The 16,399-nt window shown below is 72.9% G+C and carries 15 protein-coding genes and 1 pseudogene; 7 read left to right on the top strand and 9 right to left on the bottom strand.

Annotated elements, in window-relative coordinates:
- Positions 1-185: 185 nt before the first annotated feature.
- A complete protein-coding gene (locus AH6_RS35280) occupies positions 186-1,016 on the top strand; it encodes a phosphoribosylaminoimidazolesuccinocarboxamide synthase (protein WP_067488948.1) in 831 nt (276 codons plus the stop codon).
- Here the strand turns inward: AH6_RS35280 and AH6_RS35275 are convergent.
- The 4 genes from AH6_RS35275 to sigE are packed head-to-tail and all read right to left on the bottom strand — an operon-like array spanning position 994 to position 3,782.
- Positions 994-1,602 carry a dihydrofolate reductase family protein gene (locus AH6_RS35275; RefSeq protein WP_067488946.1) on the bottom strand — a complete coding sequence of 203 codons (609 nt, stop codon included), beginning with the start codon at positions 1,600-1,602 and terminating at the stop codon, positions 994-996. The genes AH6_RS35280 and AH6_RS35275 overlap by 23 nt on opposite strands.
- 49 nt (positions 1,603-1,651) lie before the next feature.
- Entirely contained in the window at positions 1,652-2,365 is a 714-nt protein-coding gene (locus AH6_RS35270; protein ID WP_067488944.1) for a hypothetical protein, read from the bottom strand.
- Between the two features lies 1 nt (position 2,366).
- Entirely contained in the window at positions 2,367-3,170 is an 804-nt protein-coding gene (locus AH6_RS35265) for an alpha/beta fold hydrolase (RefSeq protein WP_067488942.1), read from the bottom strand.
- 57 nt (positions 3,171-3,227) lie between these two features.
- Positions 3,228-3,782 (bottom strand): RNA polymerase sigma factor SigE, encoded by a 555-nt coding sequence (gene sigE / locus AH6_RS35260; RefSeq protein ID WP_157431916.1) that lies wholly within the window; start codon positions 3,780-3,782, stop codon positions 3,228-3,230.
- Positions 3,783-3,972: 190 nt separating this feature from the next.
- Between sigE and AH6_RS35255 the strand changes: the two genes are divergently transcribed.
- On the top strand, positions 3,973-5,262 hold the full coding sequence (locus AH6_RS35255; RefSeq protein ID WP_067488938.1) for an esterase-like activity of phytase family protein: 1,290 nt from the start codon (positions 3,973-3,975) through the stop codon (positions 5,260-5,262).
- 109 nt (positions 5,263-5,371) lie between these two features.
- Positions 5,372-6,946, top strand: a complete 1,575-nt coding sequence (locus AH6_RS35250) for an acyl-CoA synthetase (RefSeq protein ID WP_067488936.1) — start codon at positions 5,372-5,374, stop codon at positions 6,944-6,946.
- On the opposite strand, the gene AH6_RS35245 is transcribed toward AH6_RS35250, so the two are convergent.
- Positions 6,916-8,031, bottom strand: coding sequence for a glycosyltransferase family 4 protein (locus AH6_RS35245; RefSeq protein WP_067488934.1), 1,116 nt, complete (start codon positions 8,029-8,031; stop codon positions 6,916-6,918). The genes AH6_RS35250 and AH6_RS35245 overlap by 31 nt on opposite strands.
- A 112-nt stretch (positions 8,032-8,143) precedes the next feature.
- Between AH6_RS35245 and AH6_RS35240 the strand changes: the two genes are divergently transcribed.
- The 3 genes from AH6_RS35240 to AH6_RS35230 are packed head-to-tail and all read left to right on the top strand — an operon-like array spanning position 8,144 to position 11,564.
- Positions 8,144-9,097, top strand: a complete 954-nt coding sequence (locus AH6_RS35240) for a PIG-L deacetylase family protein (RefSeq protein WP_083983787.1) — start codon at positions 8,144-8,146, stop codon at positions 9,095-9,097.
- Positions 9,098-9,126: 29 nt separating this feature from the next.
- Positions 9,127-10,137: a lysylphosphatidylglycerol synthase transmembrane domain-containing protein gene (locus AH6_RS35235; RefSeq protein WP_245679611.1), complete on the top strand. Its 1,011-nt coding sequence runs from the start codon at positions 9,127-9,129 to the stop codon at positions 10,135-10,137.
- Between the two features lie 50 nt (positions 10,138-10,187).
- Positions 10,188-11,564 carry a serine/threonine-protein kinase gene (locus AH6_RS35230; protein ID WP_067488984.1) on the top strand — a complete coding sequence of 459 codons (1,377 nt, stop codon included), beginning with the start codon at positions 10,188-10,190 and terminating at the stop codon, positions 11,562-11,564.
- A gap of 96 nt (positions 11,565-11,660) precedes the next feature.
- Here the strand turns inward: AH6_RS35230 and rho are convergent.
- From rho to AH6_RS35215, 3 genes and pseudogenes are all read right to left on the bottom strand, one after another.
- Positions 11,661-12,728 (bottom strand): annotated as a pseudogene (gene rho / locus AH6_RS35225) (transcription termination factor Rho); the annotation flags it as partial.
- A 565-nt stretch (positions 12,729-13,293) separates the two neighbouring features.
- On the bottom strand, positions 13,294-13,980 hold the full coding sequence (locus AH6_RS35220) for a hypothetical protein (RefSeq protein ID WP_067488926.1): 687 nt from the start codon (positions 13,978-13,980) through the stop codon (positions 13,294-13,296).
- 95 nt (positions 13,981-14,075) lie between these two features.
- Positions 14,076-14,255, bottom strand: coding sequence for a hypothetical protein (locus tag AH6_RS35215; protein WP_067488924.1), 180 nt, complete (start codon positions 14,253-14,255; stop codon positions 14,076-14,078).
- 187 nt (positions 14,256-14,442) lie between these two features.
- On the opposite strand from AH6_RS35215, the gene AH6_RS35210 reads away from it, so the two are divergent.
- Entirely contained in the window at positions 14,443-15,222 is a 780-nt protein-coding gene (locus AH6_RS35210; protein ID WP_067488922.1) for an enoyl-CoA hydratase/isomerase family protein, read from the top strand.
- A 31-nt stretch (positions 15,223-15,253) separates the two neighbouring features.
- On the opposite strand, the gene AH6_RS35205 is transcribed toward AH6_RS35210, so the two are convergent.
- A complete protein-coding gene (locus AH6_RS35205) occupies positions 15,254-16,153 on the bottom strand; it encodes a hypothetical protein (protein ID WP_067488915.1) in 900 nt (299 codons plus the stop codon).
- Positions 16,154-16,399 lie beyond the last annotated feature (246 nt).

The raw sequence follows: 16,399 nt of genomic DNA, 5'->3' as shown, positions 1-16,399 counted from the left end.
GGGCAAAGCCGAAGGCGAGCCCCGCCGGGACAGATCGCGAAGCGATGTGGCACTCGCCAAGGCACGGTCAGGGGGCGAGCCGCCAGGCGAGCCCCCCTGGGCCGGGACTCTAGAAACACTGCCCGTAACATCCTGCACGAGGACCGCCGTGGCGCGGTTCGGAGAGCGGCAGTGAGGGAGACACGGTGGAGCTGGTCCACTCGGGCAAGGTCAGGGACGTGTACGCCGACGGGGACGACCTGATCCTGGTCGCCTCCGACCGGGTGAGCGTCTACGACGTGGTGCTGCCCACGCCCGTCCCCGACAAGGGGAAGATCCTCACCCAGCTCTCGTTGTGGTGGTTCGAGCAGCTCGCCGACGTGGTGCCGAACCACGTCATCTCGGCCACCGACGTGCCCGAGGAGTGGGCCGGGCGCGCGGTGCGCTGCAAGCGCCTCACGATGTTGCCGGTCGAGTGGATCGCGCGCGGCTACCTGGCCGGGCTCGGCCTCAAGGAGTACGAGAAGAACGGCACCGTCTCCGGCGTCGCGCTTCCCGAGGGCCTGGTCGAGGCGTCCAAGCTGCCCGAGCCGATCTTCACGCCGACCACCAAGGCGACCGAGGGCCACGACGAGTTCATCACCTACGCCGACGTGGTCGAGGAGATCGGCGCCGACACCGCCGCCCGCCTCAAGGAGGTCACGCTGGAGGTGTACCGGCGCGGCGCGGCGCTGGCCGCCGAGCGGGGCGTCATCATCGCCGACACCAAGCTGGAGTTCGGCCGCGCCGCCGACGGCACGCTGACGCTGGGCGACGAGGTCCTGACCTCCGACTCCTCGCGCTTCTGGCCCGCCGACCAGTGGGAGCCGGGCCGCCCGCAACACGCGCTGGACAAGCAGTTCGTCCGCGACTGGAGCAGCACCCTGGACTGGGACCGCACGCCCCCCGGCCCGGAGGTGCCGCAGGAGATCGTGGACGCGACCCGCGCCCGCTACATCGAGGTGTACGAGCGCCTCACCGGCCGCCGCTGGGAGTGACGCGGTAGGTCAGGTGGGTGACGAGGGGCTCGCGGACAACGTCCACGGGCCCCTCCAACTCGACCGGGGCGCCCTTCAACGCGTCGAAGAAGGGCACCCCGCCGCCCAGCAGCACGGGCGCGACGGAAACGCGGATCTCCTCCAGCAGCCCCGCGTCCAGGCACTGGCTGGCGATGCCGCCGCCGTTGACCCCGACGTCCAGGTCCCCGGCCAGCCGCCGCGCGGTGTCAACGGCCTCCTCGATGCCCCCGGTGACGAACACGAAGTCGTCGTCGCCCCCAGGCCGCTTGTCGGGCACGCGGTGGGTGAGCACGACGACGGGCTTGTCCATGGTGTGCCGCCCACCCCACCCACCGGTGAGATCGAACAACCGCCGCCCCACCACAAGCGCGCCGGTCGCCTCGATGGAGGGCAGGAACGCGGCCGCGCTCTGCTCGGTCAGGTGGAAGGTGAGGTTCGGATCGGTCGTGCGGACCTCCACATCACCCCCGGAGAACCACCGGAAAAGGTGATCGAAGCCGGTCTCGCCCGGCCCGGAGATATAACCGTCCAGGGACATGGTCGCCGCGGTATAGATCTTGCCCATCTTCGCCTCCCGAGATCTCAACCAAAGAGACCCACCAGAAGGACAGAACTCATCGCGCAGCCGCCCGCCACGCCTCCGGGGAGTGGCGATGGTTGCGGTGTCCTGCGGCCAGCGCGGTGCGGAGCGGCGCGAGGTGCTCCGTGTCGGCGGGGATGCTCAGGCCGTCCAGCAGGTCCAGGGCCGGTCCGGGCTCCAGGTCGCCGTACACGTCGTGGTAGCCGGCGCGGATCGCCTTGAACAGCGGCATATGCAGCGCCGGGAGCTCGGCGGCCGCCCGGTAGACGGGGTGTTTCAGCGGCCAGGGGACCGGGCCCGAAGCCTCCAGGACCCAGCGGGCCCGGTTCGGGATCGCCGCCAGGTCCCCGGCGTCGTCGCCCAGGACCTCGGCGAAGGCCCGCCCGACGGTCGCGGCGTCCTCGAACCACTCCGCCCACAACGAGTAGGTGATCGTCTTCGGCTCGGCGGGGGAGTCGAGACGGCGCCGGTAACCCTCCCAGAACACCCGGTCGTCCTGGTGTCGCCCGATGACGGACGCCATCTCGGCCGCCACCCACCACTCGTCCAGCAGGTCCAGTAGGCCGAACGCCACCCGCAGCGCCTCGCGCGGGTCCTCCTCGTAACCGCTCATCGCGGCGTGCGCCCAGTCGTGCGCTACCTCGCCGGGGGTCATCACCCGGTCCGGCGGCTCGAACCACACGCCGGGGCCGCGCTCGACCACGCCCTCCTCGGCCAGCCACGCCCGGGCGTACTCGGCCTCGTCCATCTCAGGCGGCGGCGTCCTGGTGTAGGGGGTGGGCGCTGCCTTCCAGGAGCACCTTCGCCACCAGGTCCGGGTCGTCGCCCATCGGGACGTGGCCGCAGCCCTCCATCCAGACGAAGCGCGCGTGCGGCAGGCGGCGTTGGGCGCGGACCGCCTGGCTCGTGCGCAGCACGCGGTCCTTGGTGCCCCACGCGATCGTCACCGGCACGTCGGCGCATTCGCCCAGGAAGCGCACCTTGCGGCCCGCTCGCAGGGTCGGCTCGAAGCCCGGGGCGGTGCGGAACGCCTTCGCGTCGCCCAGCAGCGACTTCACGTCCAGCAGGTCGGGGCGGCCGTAGAGCAGGCCGAACATCGCGGCGCGGCGGCGGGGGGAGCGGGCCAGCTGGTTCAGCACCAGGCCCGGGACGCCCGCGCCGAGCCGGGAGGCGCGCAGGACCGCCATCGCGTAGCGCAGTTCGGCCGCGTTGAAGAAGCCAGCCGGGCTCAGCGCCGTCGCCGAGCTGACCAGGCCCCGGTCTGCCGCTTCCAGCGCGAACAGGCCGCCCAGCGAGTTGCCCGCGATGTGCGGGCGCTCCACGCCGAGGTCGGCGAACGTCGCGGCGAGCGCCTCGACGGCGGCGTCCAGCGTGTAGGGGGTGCCCTCCGGCAGTGGCGGGGACAGCCCGAACCCGGGCAGGTCCACCGCGATCACGTCGCGCTCGGCGGCCAGCCGGTCCAGGACCGGTTCCCACGCCTGCCAGCGGTGGCCGATGCCGTGCAGCAGCACCAGCGGCGCGCCCGATCCGCGGCGCTCGAAGACGATGTCCACGAGCCCGAGGGTAGACAGTGATCACTTACCCGTCACGTGTGACGGTCGTCACCCGGGTCAGGTCAGCGTCGTCACCGGCGACTCGGCCGGGCGGCGGTGCTCCAGGGCGGCGCGCAGCTGGGCGCGGCCCCGGTGGATGCGCGAGCGCACGGTGCCGAGCTTGACGCCCAGCGACGCCGCGATCTCCTCGTAGGTCAGGCCCTCGATGTCGCACAGCACCACCGCGGCCCGGTACTCGGGGGCCAGCGAGTCCAGCGCCTTCTGGATGTCGGCGTCCAGGTGCCGGTCCTCGTAGGCCTGCGCCGGGGTCGGCTCGCGGCCCTGGAGGCGCTCGGCGGCGTCGTCGGCCAGGGCGTCGAACCGGATGCGCTGCTTGCGGCGGGCGCGGTCCAGGAACAGGTTGGTGGTGATCCGGTGCAGCCAGCCCTCGAACGTGCCGGGGCTGTAGGACGACAACGAGCGGAAGACGCGGATGAACACGTCCTGGGTCAGGTCCTCGGCGTCGTGCCGGTTTCCGGTCAAGCGGTACGCCAGCCGGAACACCCTCGTGGAGTGCTCGCTGACGATCTCCTCCCATGTCGGAGGCGTCCACGCCACAGCGCCTGCGCTCACCACTACCCCCGTCTGATACGAAATCGTTACGGCCCAGAATGCCGTCAAGGGGATAAGAGGCGTGTAAGAACGGCCCGGCTTGGCCGGATGCGGCGGACGGGGAGCGGGTGATCTCCCTCACGTGCCCGGCCGCTCAGGCCTTCATCCGCAGGTCACCGGCCGTCCATGTCGGCGTCCTACGGTTCGCGGCGTGACTCGACGTTTCTCCGCTTTCGTGGTCGGCGGCGCGCTCGCCGCCGCCCTGGTGCCCGGCACCGCCGCTGCTTCCGCCCGTCCGGCCCCGGAGTCGGCGACCCTGCCGCGCATTCCGCTCGCCCAGTTCCAGAACGCGCTGCTGCCCGGCAGCGTTCCCGACGATCGCGGCGTGGCGCTGGGCGGGATCGGCAGCGACCTGTTCCACGAGGCCGGGGCGCGTCCCGACGAGTTCTGGGCGATCACCGACCGGGGGCCCAACGGCACCGTCGAGGTCGGCGGCGAGGAGCGGGTCACCTTCCCGGTGCCCGGGTTCGCCCCCGCGATCGTGAAGCTGCGGGTGCGCAAGGGCACGATCAAGGTCGTCCGCACGATCCCGATCACCGGGCGCGGAGGTAAGCCCGTCACGGGCCTGCCCAACGTGGACGGCCGCGAGGAGGCCCCCTGGGACTTCTCCGGAACCGAACGCCTCGCCTTCAACCCCGACGGCATCGACCCCGAGGGCCTCATCCGCACCCGCGACGGCGACTTCTGGGTGGCCGAGGAGTACGGCCCCTCCCTGCTCCACCTGGACCGGCGCGGACGCGTCATCGAGCGCCACGTCCCCAAGGGCTGGCCCGGCAAGGGCACCTCCTACCCCGTCCGGCAGACGCTGCCCGCCATCCTCAACAAGCGCACCTACAACCGCGGCTTCGAGGCGCTGACGATCGCCAAGGACGGCCGCACTCTGTACGCGGCGATGCAGAGCCCGCTGACCAACCCCGACAAGAAGACCTACAAGGCCGCCCGCAACGGCCGCATCCTGCGCTTCGACCTGCGCGCCGGGAAGGTCACCGGCGAGTACGTGCACCGCTTCGAGGACGTCTGCGCCTTCGACGTCGCGAGCTGCGGCGACCAGAAGGAGATGAAGATCTCCGGCCTGACCGCGCTGGACGACGGCCGCCTGCTGGTGGACGAGCGCACCGACCGGGTCGCCAAGATTTACACGCTGGACCCGCGCAAGGCGACCGACATCCTCGGCTCCACCTGGGACGACGAGGCGACCACCCCGTCCCTGGAGAAGAGCGCCGGCGTCCCCGCCGGGATCACCGCCCTGCCCAAGACCCTGACCGTCGACCTGTCCACGATCCCCGGCATGCCCGGCAAGATCGAGGGCATCGCGCTGGCCGACCGCCGCACCCTCGCCGTCATCAACGACAACGACTTCGGCCTCGGCGCCTTCGGCCCCGACGGGCGGCTCATCGACAGCGGGGTGGGCACACAGCTCCGCTACGTGCGGCTCCCTTGATCACAATGTGATCCATCTCATTGGACCGCCTGTCAACAATAATTGAGTGCTTGCGCCCTCCAGAGGATGATCGGAGGAACCCTCCCCCACCCCGACGCGAGGACGTGGCATGGCGCGCAGCTACAACCTGGCCGATCTGCTCGAAATCCTGGCCGAGGCGGGCCCCGACCGGCCCGCCCTGGTCGCCGGCGGCGAGCGCCGCACCTACCGGGAGCTGAACGAGCGGGCGAGCCGCGTCGGCCACCACCTCGCGGCCGCCGGGGTGCGGGAAGGCCAGCACGTGGCGATCCTGGCCTACAACCGGGCCGAGTGGATCGAGGCCATGCTCGGCATCTTCAAGATCCGCGCGGTGCCGATCCCGGTGAACTTCCGCTACGTCGCGGGCGAGCTGCGGCACGTGCTGGCCGACTCCGACTCGGTCGCCCTCATCGGCGAGCGCTCGTTGCTGGCGAAGGTCGAGGAGATCCGCGCCGACCTGCCGGAGCTGCGGCACGTCGTCGTCATCGAGGACGGCGACGGCACCCCCGTCGAGGGCGCGGTCGAGTACGAGAAGGCGCTCGCCGAGGCCGCCTCCGGCGACGACTTCCCCGAGCGGTCCAGCGACGACCGCTACATCATGTACACCGGCGGCACCACCGGCTACCCCAAGGGCGTCGAGTGGCGCTGCGAGGACATCTTCTTCGGCGCGCTCGGCGGCGGCAACGTGCTCGGCGACCCGATCACCAGCCCCGAGGCCATCGCCGGGAACGCCGAGCAGCCCCCGATGGCGGTGCTCGACTGCGCCCCGGTCATGCACGGCGCGGGCCAGTGGGTCGCGTTCATGGGCCTGTTCAGCGGCGCGAAGGTCGTGCTCTACACCGACCACGCCTTCGACCCGCAGGAGGCGCTGCGCCTGCTGGCCGAGGAGCAGGCCAACGTGATGATGCTGGTCGGCGACGTGATGGCCCGCCCCGTCGCCAAGGCCCTGGCCTCCGGCGACCACGACACGTCCTCGTTGTTCGCGATCGCCTCCGGCGGCGCGCCGCTCACCGAGGGCGCCAAGGACGAGCTGAAGGCGCACCTGCCGAACGTCATGTTCCTCGACAACTACGGCGCGTCCGAGACCGGCGCGTGCGGCCCCTCCGTCGGCGGCAAGGAGGGCACCGCCCGCTTCCTGATGAAGCCCGGCATCACGGTGCTCGACGACGACCTGAAGCCCGTCGCGCCCGGCGAGATCGGCAAGCTGGCCCGCTCCGGCCACATCCCGCTCGGCTACTACAACGACCCGAAGAAGACCGCCGCCACCTTCTACACCGACGCCGACGGCGTGCGCTGGTCGGTGCCGGGCGACTTCGCCTCGCTGGACGAGGACGGCACGATCGTCCTGCTCGGCCGCGGCTCGCTGGTCATCAACACCGGCGGCGAGAAGGTCTACCCCGAGGAGGTCGAGGTCGCGCTCAAGGACCACCCGGACGTCTACGACGTGGTCGTGGTGGGCCTGCCCGACGAGCGTTTCGGCCAGCGCGTCGCCGCCGTCGTCTCGCCCCGGCCCGGCGCCGCGCCGACGCTGGCGGAGCTGACCGAGCACTGCCGGGGCCGCCTCGCCGGGTACAAGCTGCCGCGCACCCTCAAGCTGGTGGACGAGGTGCAGCGCACGGCCGTCGGCAAGTCCGACTACAAGTGGGCCAGGTCGGTGCTGAGCTGACCCGCCGCCTGCTCGTAGCAGGCGTCGAACGCCGCGAGCACCGCGGGCCACGTGCAGTGCACGGGCTCGGTCGTGCGGTTGTGGGCCGCGATCCGGTAGCGCAGCGCCGGGTCGCGGGCCAGTCGCAGCAACGCGCCGGTCAGCTCCGGGAACGTGCTGCCGAGCAGCCCCGCGCGCCCCGACTCCACGAAGTCGGCCACGCCGCTGCCCGCCTGCGCGACGACGGGCAGCCCCGCGAGCCGCGCCTCCAGCGCGGCCAGGCCGAACGACTCCTTGGCGGCGGGCGCGAGGAACACGTCCGCCCCCGCCAGCACGGACCGGACGGCGGAACGGTGCAGCCTGCCCGTCAGGTGCACCCAGCCGTCCATGCGGTGCCGCTTGAGGTAACGCTCCATCCGCGCCCGCGCCGGGCCGTCCCCCACGATCGTGGCGCGGATCGGGACGCTGGACTCGACCTTGCGCAACATCCGCAACAGGTTCATCGGCTCCTTGCGCGGAGCGAGCCGCCCCACGGCGACGACGTGCAGCCGGTCGTCGTAGGGCAGCAGGGGGACGGCGGGCTCGTCGTGCCACTGCGCCAGGTCGATGCCGTTGGCCACCACGTGCACCGGCAGGTGCGTGGCAACCGACCGGATCGGCAGCGCCGCCGCCTCGCTCACCGTCGTCACGACCAGCGTGCCCGGCCACGTGGCGAACAACGTCCGGTAGGCGCCCCGGCTGACCGGCCCCCACAGGCTGTGGACGGTCAGCACGACCGGCAGCCCCGCCCGCGTCGCGCACCGCACCGCCCGCCACGCGAACGGCGACACCGCCCCCGCGTGGACGTGCACGACGTCGGGCTTGCGGTCGGCCAGCACCGGGGCCAGCGACCGGCCGATCGGCAACTCCCAGGGCATGGGGGCCACCAGCCGGTCCACCGGGAAGGGGACGGCGGCGTCGAGGGCGGGCGCGGCGGTCCCCGGGGTGGCGGTCGCGATCGCGACGTCGTGCCCGGCGGACCGCTGGGCGCGCGCCAGCTCGTCCACCTGGAGCTCGATGCCGCCCAGCCGGGGCAGGTAGCAGTCGCTGACGTGGAGAATTCTCATCCCTTCGAAGTCTCGGCAGCCGGGCGGGACCGGTACGCCCTGCCACGGCTGATGGCGCAGGTTTGACGCGGGGCAGGACGGATCTTCACGTCGGTACGGGAATCTAGATGCCGTGCGAGCGACCTGTGTCTTCTTCCACGCCCATCCCGACGACGAGGCGCTGCTGACCGCGGGCACGATGGCGCGGCTGGCGGACGAGGGGCACCGGGTCGTCCTGGTGGTCGCCACGGCGGGCGAACGCGGCCTCACCGCGCCCGTGGACGGCGACCTCGGGACGGTGCGCACCGCCGAGCTGCACGCTTCGGCGCGGGCGCTGGGCTGCGCGCGCGTCGTGCTGCTCGGCTACGCGGACTCCGGCCTGGACGGCACGGCCGACGAAGGGTTCGCGAGCGCCGACGTCGAGGTCGCCGCCGAGGAGCTGGCCGGGCTGCTGCGCCAGGAGGACGCCGACTTGCTGACGGTGTACGACCCGGCGGGCGGCTACGGCCATCCCGACCACGTGCAGGTGCACCGGGTGGGCGTGCGGGCCGCCGAACTGGCGGGCACGTCGGTGGTACTGGAGGCGACCGTGGACCGCGACCTGCTGTTGCGGGTGTTGCGCCCGCTCGGCCGCCTGGTGCGCGCACTCGACGTGCGGTCCTTCGAGCGCGCGTACGCGAGCCGCGACGAGATCACGCACCGGGTGCGGGTCGGCGCGCACGCGGAGGCGAAGCGGGCGAGCATGGCGGCCCACGCGACGCAGGCGACGGGCGGCGACTCGGTGCGGACGCTGGCGGCGCTGCTGAGACTGCCGATGCCGTTGTTCCGCCGGGCGCTGGGAACGGAGTACTACGTACGACGAGACCTGCCGCCGGGCACCCGCCTGACCCACCCCCTGGACGCCCACCCGCTACTCACCAGCCCGCTGGACGACCACCTGCCGCACCTGCTGGACGCCCATCCGTCGGGCCCGCCGCATGATCGCCCGCTGGACGCCCACCCGTCGCACGCGCCGGACGACCCTTCACCCTCCGACGAGCCCCCGCCCCACGAGCCGCGCGACCGTCCCGTGGTGGCCGGCGGTTGAGCCGCCCCGCGAGGATCACCCTCTCGGTGGTGTCCCTGCTCGGGGCCGCCGCCCTGCTCTTCGCGCTGCCGTACCTGGTCGGGGTGGACTGGGAGCAGATCGGCCGCGAACTCGGCAGGCTGAGCACCGGCTGGCTGATCGCCCTGACCGCGCTGTGGCTGGCCGGACTCTGGGCCTACACCTACGTCATGACGGCCTCCCTGCCGGGCCTGACCAACCTGCACGCGTTCATGCTCAACGCCGTCGGCAGCGCGGTCAGCAACCTCATGCCGTTCGGCGGCGCGGCCGGTGTCGCCGTCACCTTCGCCATGGCGCGCGGCTGGGGCCACGGCAACGCCGCCATCACCGTGTCGGCGCTGGTCACCGGCGTGTGGAACGTGCTGTCGCGGCTGCTGCTCCCGGCTGTCGGCATCATCGCGCTGCTGGTCGCCGGGGAGGTGCCCGGCCGCGGCATGGCCGCGATGACGGCGGTCGGCGCGGCGGTGCTGCTCGGCCTCGTCGGCCTGCTCGCGCTGGCGCTGCGCTCGGAGAACACCGCGCGCGCCCTGGACCGCGCCCTGCACCGCTTCGCGCTGCGCCTGCCGCCGCGCCCGCGCAAGCTCCTGCTGCGCGCCGACGGCGGCATGCTGGCCGTCCGCAACAAGACGATGGGCGTGCTGCGCACCGGCTGGCGCGGCCTGACCGCCGGGATGATCGCCTACCTGCTGCTCCAGGCCGTGCTGCTGCACGCCTGCCTGATCGCGGTCGGCGCGGAGGTCGAGCTGGCCGAGGTCGTCGCGGTGTTCGCCATCAACCGCATGCTCACCACCGCCGTCATCACCCCGAGCGGCGCCGGGATCAGCGAGACCGGGACGGCCGCGCTGCTGCTGCACTTCGGCGTCGCGCCCGGCCCGGCGGCGGCCGCGACGATCCTGTACTCCTTCTACACCTTCGCGATCGAGGTCCCGACCGGCGGCCTCGCCTGGGCCGGGTGGACGTTGCGGCGGCGCGAGCGGCGGCCCGACGTCGCGCACGCGCCCCGCCCCCTGGTCAAGAAATGATGCCGCGCATCGGGGCGTCGCATGACCCGGTCCGCGAGCATAACCACGTCATGGGGGTCGAACGGCGGGAACCGCTCGCGGGGCGGTACCGCCTGCTGGAGCCGGTCGGCAGCGGAGGCATGGGCACGGTCTGGCGCGCCTACGACCAGACGCTGGACCGCGAGGTGGCGATCAAGGAGGTCCGCCTGCCGCCGAGCCTGCCGCGCGACCGCCGCCGCCTGCTGTGCCGCCGCCTGCTCGAAGAGGCGCGCGCCACCGCCGCGCTGCGCCATCCCGGCGTCGTCGCCGTGCACGACGTGCTGGACGAGGACGAGCGGCCGTGGATCGTCATGGAGTACCTGAACGCCCGCTCGCTGCACCGCGTGCTGGCCGAGGACGGGCCGCTGCCGCCCGAGCGCGCCGCCGAGGTCGGCGCGGCCGTGCTGGCGGTGCTGTGCGCCGCGCACGCGGCGGGCATCCTGCACCGCGACGTGAAGCCCAGCAACGTGCTGCTGTGCCGGGACGGGCGCATCCTGCTCACCGACTTCGGGCTGGCCGCGCACACCGACCGGGGCCGGCAGATCCCCGACACGCTGGTGGACGGCATCGAGGGCTCGCCCGCCTACCTGCCGCCCGAGCGGGTGCGCGGCGAGCCGAGCGTGCCCGCCTCCGACCTGTGGGCGCTCGGCGCGATGTTGTACGCGGCCGTCGAGGGAAGGTCGCCGTTCCTGCGCTGCCACGCGCTGGCGTCGATGGTGGCGGTGCTGCTGGGGGAGTACCCGCCGCCGGACCGCGCGGGCGCGCTGGCCCCCGTCATCGTCGGGCTGCTGCGCGAGGACCCCGCCGACCGGCTCACCGCCGGGGAGGCGTCCCGGCTGCTGGAGGCGACGCCGGCCGCCGAGGCGCGGGCGGGGCAGTCGCGGCTGCCCCGGATGGGCGCGGTCGCCGGGGTCGCGGCGCTGGCCGGGGCCGTGATCGTGGTGGGGGCGTGGTCGGCGCGCTGGAACTCGGTGGGGCAGAGCGAGGCGGTCGCGGTGGCGTTGCCGCCGGCGGCCGGGACCGTCACCTACCGCGAGCACGCCGGGTACGCCGTCGAGGTGCCGGCGGGCTGGAGGCGGACGCAGCGGGGCGGCGCGGTCCAGTGGGACGAACCGGGCACGGCGCGGACGTTGCGCATCACGCCGGTGCGGGGCGACGCGCTGACCGGGCTGCGCGACGCCGAGCGGAGCGAGCGGAGCCCCGACTACCGCAGGCTGCGCCTGGAGGCCGTGCCGGAGCTGGCCGGGGACGCCGCCGAATGGGAGTTCCGGACCGGCGGGACGCACGAGCTGCGCAGCCGGGCGGGCGGGTACGAGTTCGCCTTCCGGGCCCCGGACGCGCGGTGGACGCCGAGCCAGCGGCTGCACGACCGCATCCTCAAGACGTTCCGCCCCGGCGGGGGCTCCTAGCGTTCCGTCCCTGCGGGGACTCCTGACGTTCCGTCCCGGTGGGGACTCCTGGCGCGGCTTCGACGGGGCCGCCGACGTTCCCGCGGACCTCCGGCGTCAGGTGGACTGCTGCACGCGCAGCAGGAACTCGGCGTTGGAGGTGGTGCCCTTCATCCGCTCCAGCAGCTGCTCCACGGCCTGCTGCTTGTCCATGCCCTGGAGGGCGCGCCGCAGCCGCCAGTTGATGGCGAGCTCCTCGGGCGTCATCTGGAGCTCCTCGCGGCGGGTGCCGGACGCCTCGATGTCGACGGCGGGGAACACGCGGCGGTCGGCCAGGGAGCGGTCGAGCTTCAGCTCCATGTTGCCGGTGCCCTTGAACTCCTCGAAGAACACGTCGTCCATCCGGGACCCGGTCTCCACCAGCGCGGTCGCGAGGATGGTGAGCGAGCCGCCGTTCTCGATGTTGCGCGCGGCGCCGAAGAACTTCTTGGGCGGGTAGATCGCGGTGGTCGCCACGCCGCCGGCCAGGATGCGGCTGTTGGAGGGGGCGGCCAGGTTGTAGGCGCGGCCGAGGCGGGTGATGGAGTCCAGCAGCATGACCACGTCGTGGCCCTGCTCGACCAGGCGCTTGGCGCGCTCGACCGCCAGCTCGGCCAGCAGCGTGTGCTCCTCGGCGGGCCGGTCGAAGGTCGAGTGGATGACCTCGCCCTGCACCGTGCGCTGCATGTCGGTGACCTCTTCGGGGCGCTCGTCGATGAGCACCACCATGAGGTGGACCTCGGGGTTGTTCAGGGTGATCGCGGCGGCCAGCGACTGCAGGATCATGGTCTTGCCGACCTTGGGCGGCGACACGATCAGGCCGCGCTGCCCCTTGCCGATCGGCGACACCAGGTCGATGACGCGGGTGGCCAGCGGGCCGGTGTCCAGCCGCAGCCGCTCGTCGGGGAACAGCGGGGTCAGCTTGGCGAACTCGGGACGGCCCGCGGCCTGCCGCGGCGGCACGCCGTTCACGGTCTCGACCTGGACCAGCGCGTTGAACTTCTCCCGCGCGGACTTCGGCGTCCGGGCGGTGCCGGCGACGATGTCGCCGGGGCGCAGGTTGTTGCTCTTGACCTGCGCGAGGGAGACGTACACGTCGTCGTTGCCGGGCAGGTAGCCGCGGGTGCGCACGAACGCGTGCTTGTCCTGGACGGCGAGGACGCCGTGGAAGGGGACCGGCGGGGCCTCGGCGGCGGAGCCGGCGTCGGCGGCCTTGTCGGCGGTCCGGTCGGCCGCCCTGTCCGCGGACCGGGCGGCGGTCTTGCGCGCGGCGCGGGCGTTCTGCCGGGGCACCTGCGCGGGCAGGGTCTGCACGTCGGCGGAGTCCTGCCGTTCGGTGGTCATGGTGGTGGTCAATGGGGCTCCCTGGGGTCGGTTCCGCGTACGGCGGCGGGACCCGCGGCGTGTACGCGAGGGAAACGAGAGAAAACAGCTCGGCTCACCGGGCTGGCGGGCTCCCTAGGTGCGGTGGCTCAGGTACGGTCCCGGGCCACGAACGAATGGGGAACTCGGGTCACCGGGCGCTCAGATGGCCCGGCCGGGGAAGAAGCGCCTGCGGGCGCTATCTCGACAGTACAGCACCCGCACCCCGGTATGCATTCCCCGATCAGCGGCGCTTTACGCCTGGGAGTTTCCCGCTCGCGCAGGTCGGGCCGCCGCCATGGCCGTCGTGATCTTCACCGCCGCCGGTGCCGCCGCCGTCCTCGTTGCGCTACGAGCCGGACCGGTCGAGCGGCCAGGTCGTGAACAGGCGCGGGCGGGCGCGTCCGGCGGGCGGCTGCGTGCTGCACTCGGGGTCGCGGAACGACCCGGCGGGCACCGCCACGCGCGCCTCGGCCCCGGCCTGCGCGGGCCGCGTCAGGTCGATGACCTGGCCGTCCACCGGCAGCTGCCGCGGCAGCGCGAGGGTGACCGCGCCGTTGCGCACCTCGGGGATGACGGCGAGCCGCACCGGCTTGCGCAGCCCGCTGGTGACCGTCCAGGCGTTCTTGGCCATCTTGGCGTGCACGAACGTGGCGAGCGCTCCCTGCCGCACGGTCGTGGTGTAGATCAGCGCGCCGGAGGTGGGCGGCCAGGCCGCGGGCGTGAACGACACCAGCGCGCCGCCGCCCGCGCCCCGGTTCCAGGACACCGCCTTCAGGTCGCTCCAGCCGGGCGCGCGGCCCTTGCCTCGGGCGCGCTGCACGTCGCCGACAGTGTCGGCGCACGACAGCTCGGGCGCGTCGGCCACACCCTTGGTGCCCTTCTTGGCGCCCTTCCTGATCTGCGAGTTGCCGATGCCGCCCTTCTTGCTCTTGCCCCTGCTCTTCTTCTTGCCGGTGCAGCCCGACATGGTGACCGCGAGCAGGACCGCCCCGACCCCGATGGACACCCGTGTGAGCACGTGCCGGTCGCTCATCGCGCCGCAGCCCCCTTGTTGAAAAGTCTGGTAAACCCCCCTTCGACTTATTGTTCAGGTTTCCGGTTCCCGCGCGCCAGTACCCGCTGACACATTCACCCCGCGTGCCGCACCGACACCACGCGGAACCGCCCGTGGTCGACGACGGCGTCCTGGAGGCAGCCGGTCAGCACGCCGCCGGAGGGCGGGACCGGCCCGGCGGGGAGCCTCCCCGGCGGCATCGCGCCGCTCAGCGCGGTCGCGACCCGCTGGACCGGCGCGGCGAGCCCGGCCACGATGATCCCCGCGCCGAGCAGGACGGGATGAAGACGCGGTAGGAGGTGTCGTCGTGTGGTTTCGGGGTGGGTGGGGACGGGGGCGTCGTCGTCCTCGGGACGGAGGGCGACCCTGACCCGCGCCAGGGGCCGCGCGCTCCGTACGATTGCGGCGGTCCGTAACAGTGGCTTGGTGACAGGGGGACGCATGACCGCCGCCGAACTGCGCTGGGAGGTCGCCGACGGCGTCGGGACGATCACCATCGACCGCCCCGGCAAGCGCAACGCCATGTCCGCCGCGATGTGGCGCGCGCTGCCCGAGATCCTGGCGGGCCCGGCCGCCGACCCGGCGGTGCGGGCCGTGGTCCTCACCGGCGCGGGCGGCGACTTCTGCGCCGGGGCCGACATCGGGGAGTTGTCCGACATCGACCGGCCGGGCAAGGCCCACCTGTCCACCGCCGCCGAAGAGGCGCTGGCCGCCTTTCCCAAGCCGACGATCGCGGCGATCGAGGGCTTCTGCGTGGGCGGCGGCTGCCAGCTCGCGGCGGCCTGCGACCTGCGCTTCGCCGCCGACGACGCGCGCCTCGGCATCACGCCGGCCAAGCTGGGGATCGTCTACCCGCTGTCGGCGACGGCGCGGATCGTGCGGCTGGTGGGGCCGTCGGCGGCCAAGTACCTGCTGTACTCGGCGGACCTGATCGACGCGGCGCACGCCCTGCGCGTCGGGCTGCTGGACGAGGTGGTGCCGGCCGGGGGGCTGGCCGCGCGCGTTGCCGAGTTCACCGCGACGCTTGCTTCGCGCTCGCTGCTGACGCAGCAGGCGACCAAGGACGTCGTGGACGCGCTGGCTGCTGGTTTGCCGGTGGAGGAGCGGATTCAGGGGTGGCTGGACGAGGTTGTGGTGGGTGGGGACGCGCGGGAGGGGGTGGCGGCGTTTCTGGAGCGTCGTTCGCCTGCGTTCACTTGGGCGGGGCGCTCTGACCGCTGAGGTGCCGCTTGGTTGCTTTGCTTCCGCTGAGCTAGCCGGTGAGGTCGGTGGCGTCGAAGAAGCGGCCTTCGGGGAGATGGTGCAGCTTCGTCGCGGTGTCCAGCGGGTCGGTCAGCAGGTCGTCGCCGGGGCGTCGTCGTAGCTCGGCGAGGGTGAGCACGCCGCATAGCAAGGCGTTGGGCGTTCGTATGAGGAGCAGTGGGCCGAGTTGTGCGCCGCCTGTTCCGGTCTTGCGGAGGGCGCGCAGCAGTTCCGTGACGGCGGGGTCGTCGTCGCAGCCGGAGCGTAGGGCGTGCAGGAGGCCGAAGAAATCGCGTTCCAGGGCGCGGGGGCTGCGGCCTGAGAGGTAGTAGCGGACCTGCCACGCGTCTTCGCCTTCGTCGGTGGGGTCGGCGGGGGCGGTCAGTTCGACGCGCAGCCGGAACTGTCCGGCGAATCGTTCGTAGGCGCGCGCCAGATCGCCGCGCGGGCCTGCGCTGTCGGCGGCGAGCGCGCCCGCGATGGTGTCCACCGGATCGGCTCCGAGGGACGCGGCAACGGCTTGGTCGAGCTGCCCGACCAGGTGCGTTCGCAGTGCGATGACCTCCGCGCCCAGCAGGTCGGCGGTCTCCTTCTGACGCCGCAGCCGGTCGTTGATCTCCGGCACCATGCGCTCGTTGATCTGCGCGATCAGCGAGTGCACCCGGCTGTCGGCGGACGACGCGACCTCGGCCTGCCGCTCCTGCGCGTCGGCGAGGTCGGCGAGCTGCTTCTTCTGGTCGGCGCGGAGCTTGGCCAGCTCCTCGCGGGTGCCGTTGAGCCGCCGCCGCAACTCGGCGACCTCGGTGCCGGGCCCGGAGCCGGTGCGTTTGCGATCGAAGGCGAGATAGAGCTCACCACCGGCGACGACCAGGCAGAGCAGGACCAGGATCACGACCACGACCACCGACATCGCGCCCTCCAAAGGGCCATCTCGCCCGAGCAAGATAATTCACCAACTGGTGGCCCGGATAGCCCGAAACCCTGAGGAAGGTAGAGGACGGTGGCGTTCGGGCTGGAAGATCTTGCGTGGCCGTGCCCCGCACCCGACCAACGACCTCAGCCCCACACCCGAACCTGACCAGCGACCCTGGCCACCGGGGACGGGGGTGCAGGGGGCAGAGCCCCTTGCCCAGGGGCTCGCGGGGGCAGCGCCCCC

It is taken from the genome of Actinomadura hibisca NBRC 15177 (genome assembly GCF_001552635.1).
Lineage (GTDB): Bacteria > Actinomycetota > Actinomycetes > Streptosporangiales > Streptosporangiaceae > Spirillospora > Spirillospora hibisca.
This window is presented reverse-complemented; position numbering and strand designations above follow the sequence as displayed.

Coding starts and splice junctions, on each gene's coding strand:
- AH6_RS35275 (WP_067488946.1), bottom strand. CDS start 1,602: ATGGGCAAGATCTATACCGCGGCGACCATGTCCCTGGACGGTTATATC.
- AH6_RS35270 (WP_067488944.1), bottom strand. CDS start 2,365: ATGGACGAGGCCGAGTACGCCCGGGCGTGGCTGGCCGAGGAGGGCGTG.
- AH6_RS35250 (WP_067488936.1), top strand. CDS start 5,372: ATGGCGCGCAGCTACAACCTGGCCGATCTGCTCGAAATCCTGGCCGAG.
- AH6_RS35245 (WP_067488934.1), bottom strand. CDS start 8,031: ATGAGAATTCTCCACGTCAGCGACTGCTACCTGCCCCGGCTGGGCGGC.
- AH6_RS35230 (WP_067488984.1), top strand. CDS start 10,188: ATGGGGGTCGAACGGCGGGAACCGCTCGCGGGGCGGTACCGCCTGCTG.
- AH6_RS35220 (WP_067488926.1), bottom strand. CDS start 13,980: ATGAGCGACCGGCACGTGCTCACACGGGTGTCCATCGGGGTCGGGGCG.
- AH6_RS35210 (WP_067488922.1), top strand. CDS start 14,443: ATGACCGCCGCCGAACTGCGCTGGGAGGTCGCCGACGGCGTCGGGACG.
- AH6_RS35205 (WP_067488915.1), bottom strand. CDS start 16,153: ATGTCGGTGGTCGTGGTCGTGATCCTGGTCCTGCTCTGCCTGGTCGTC.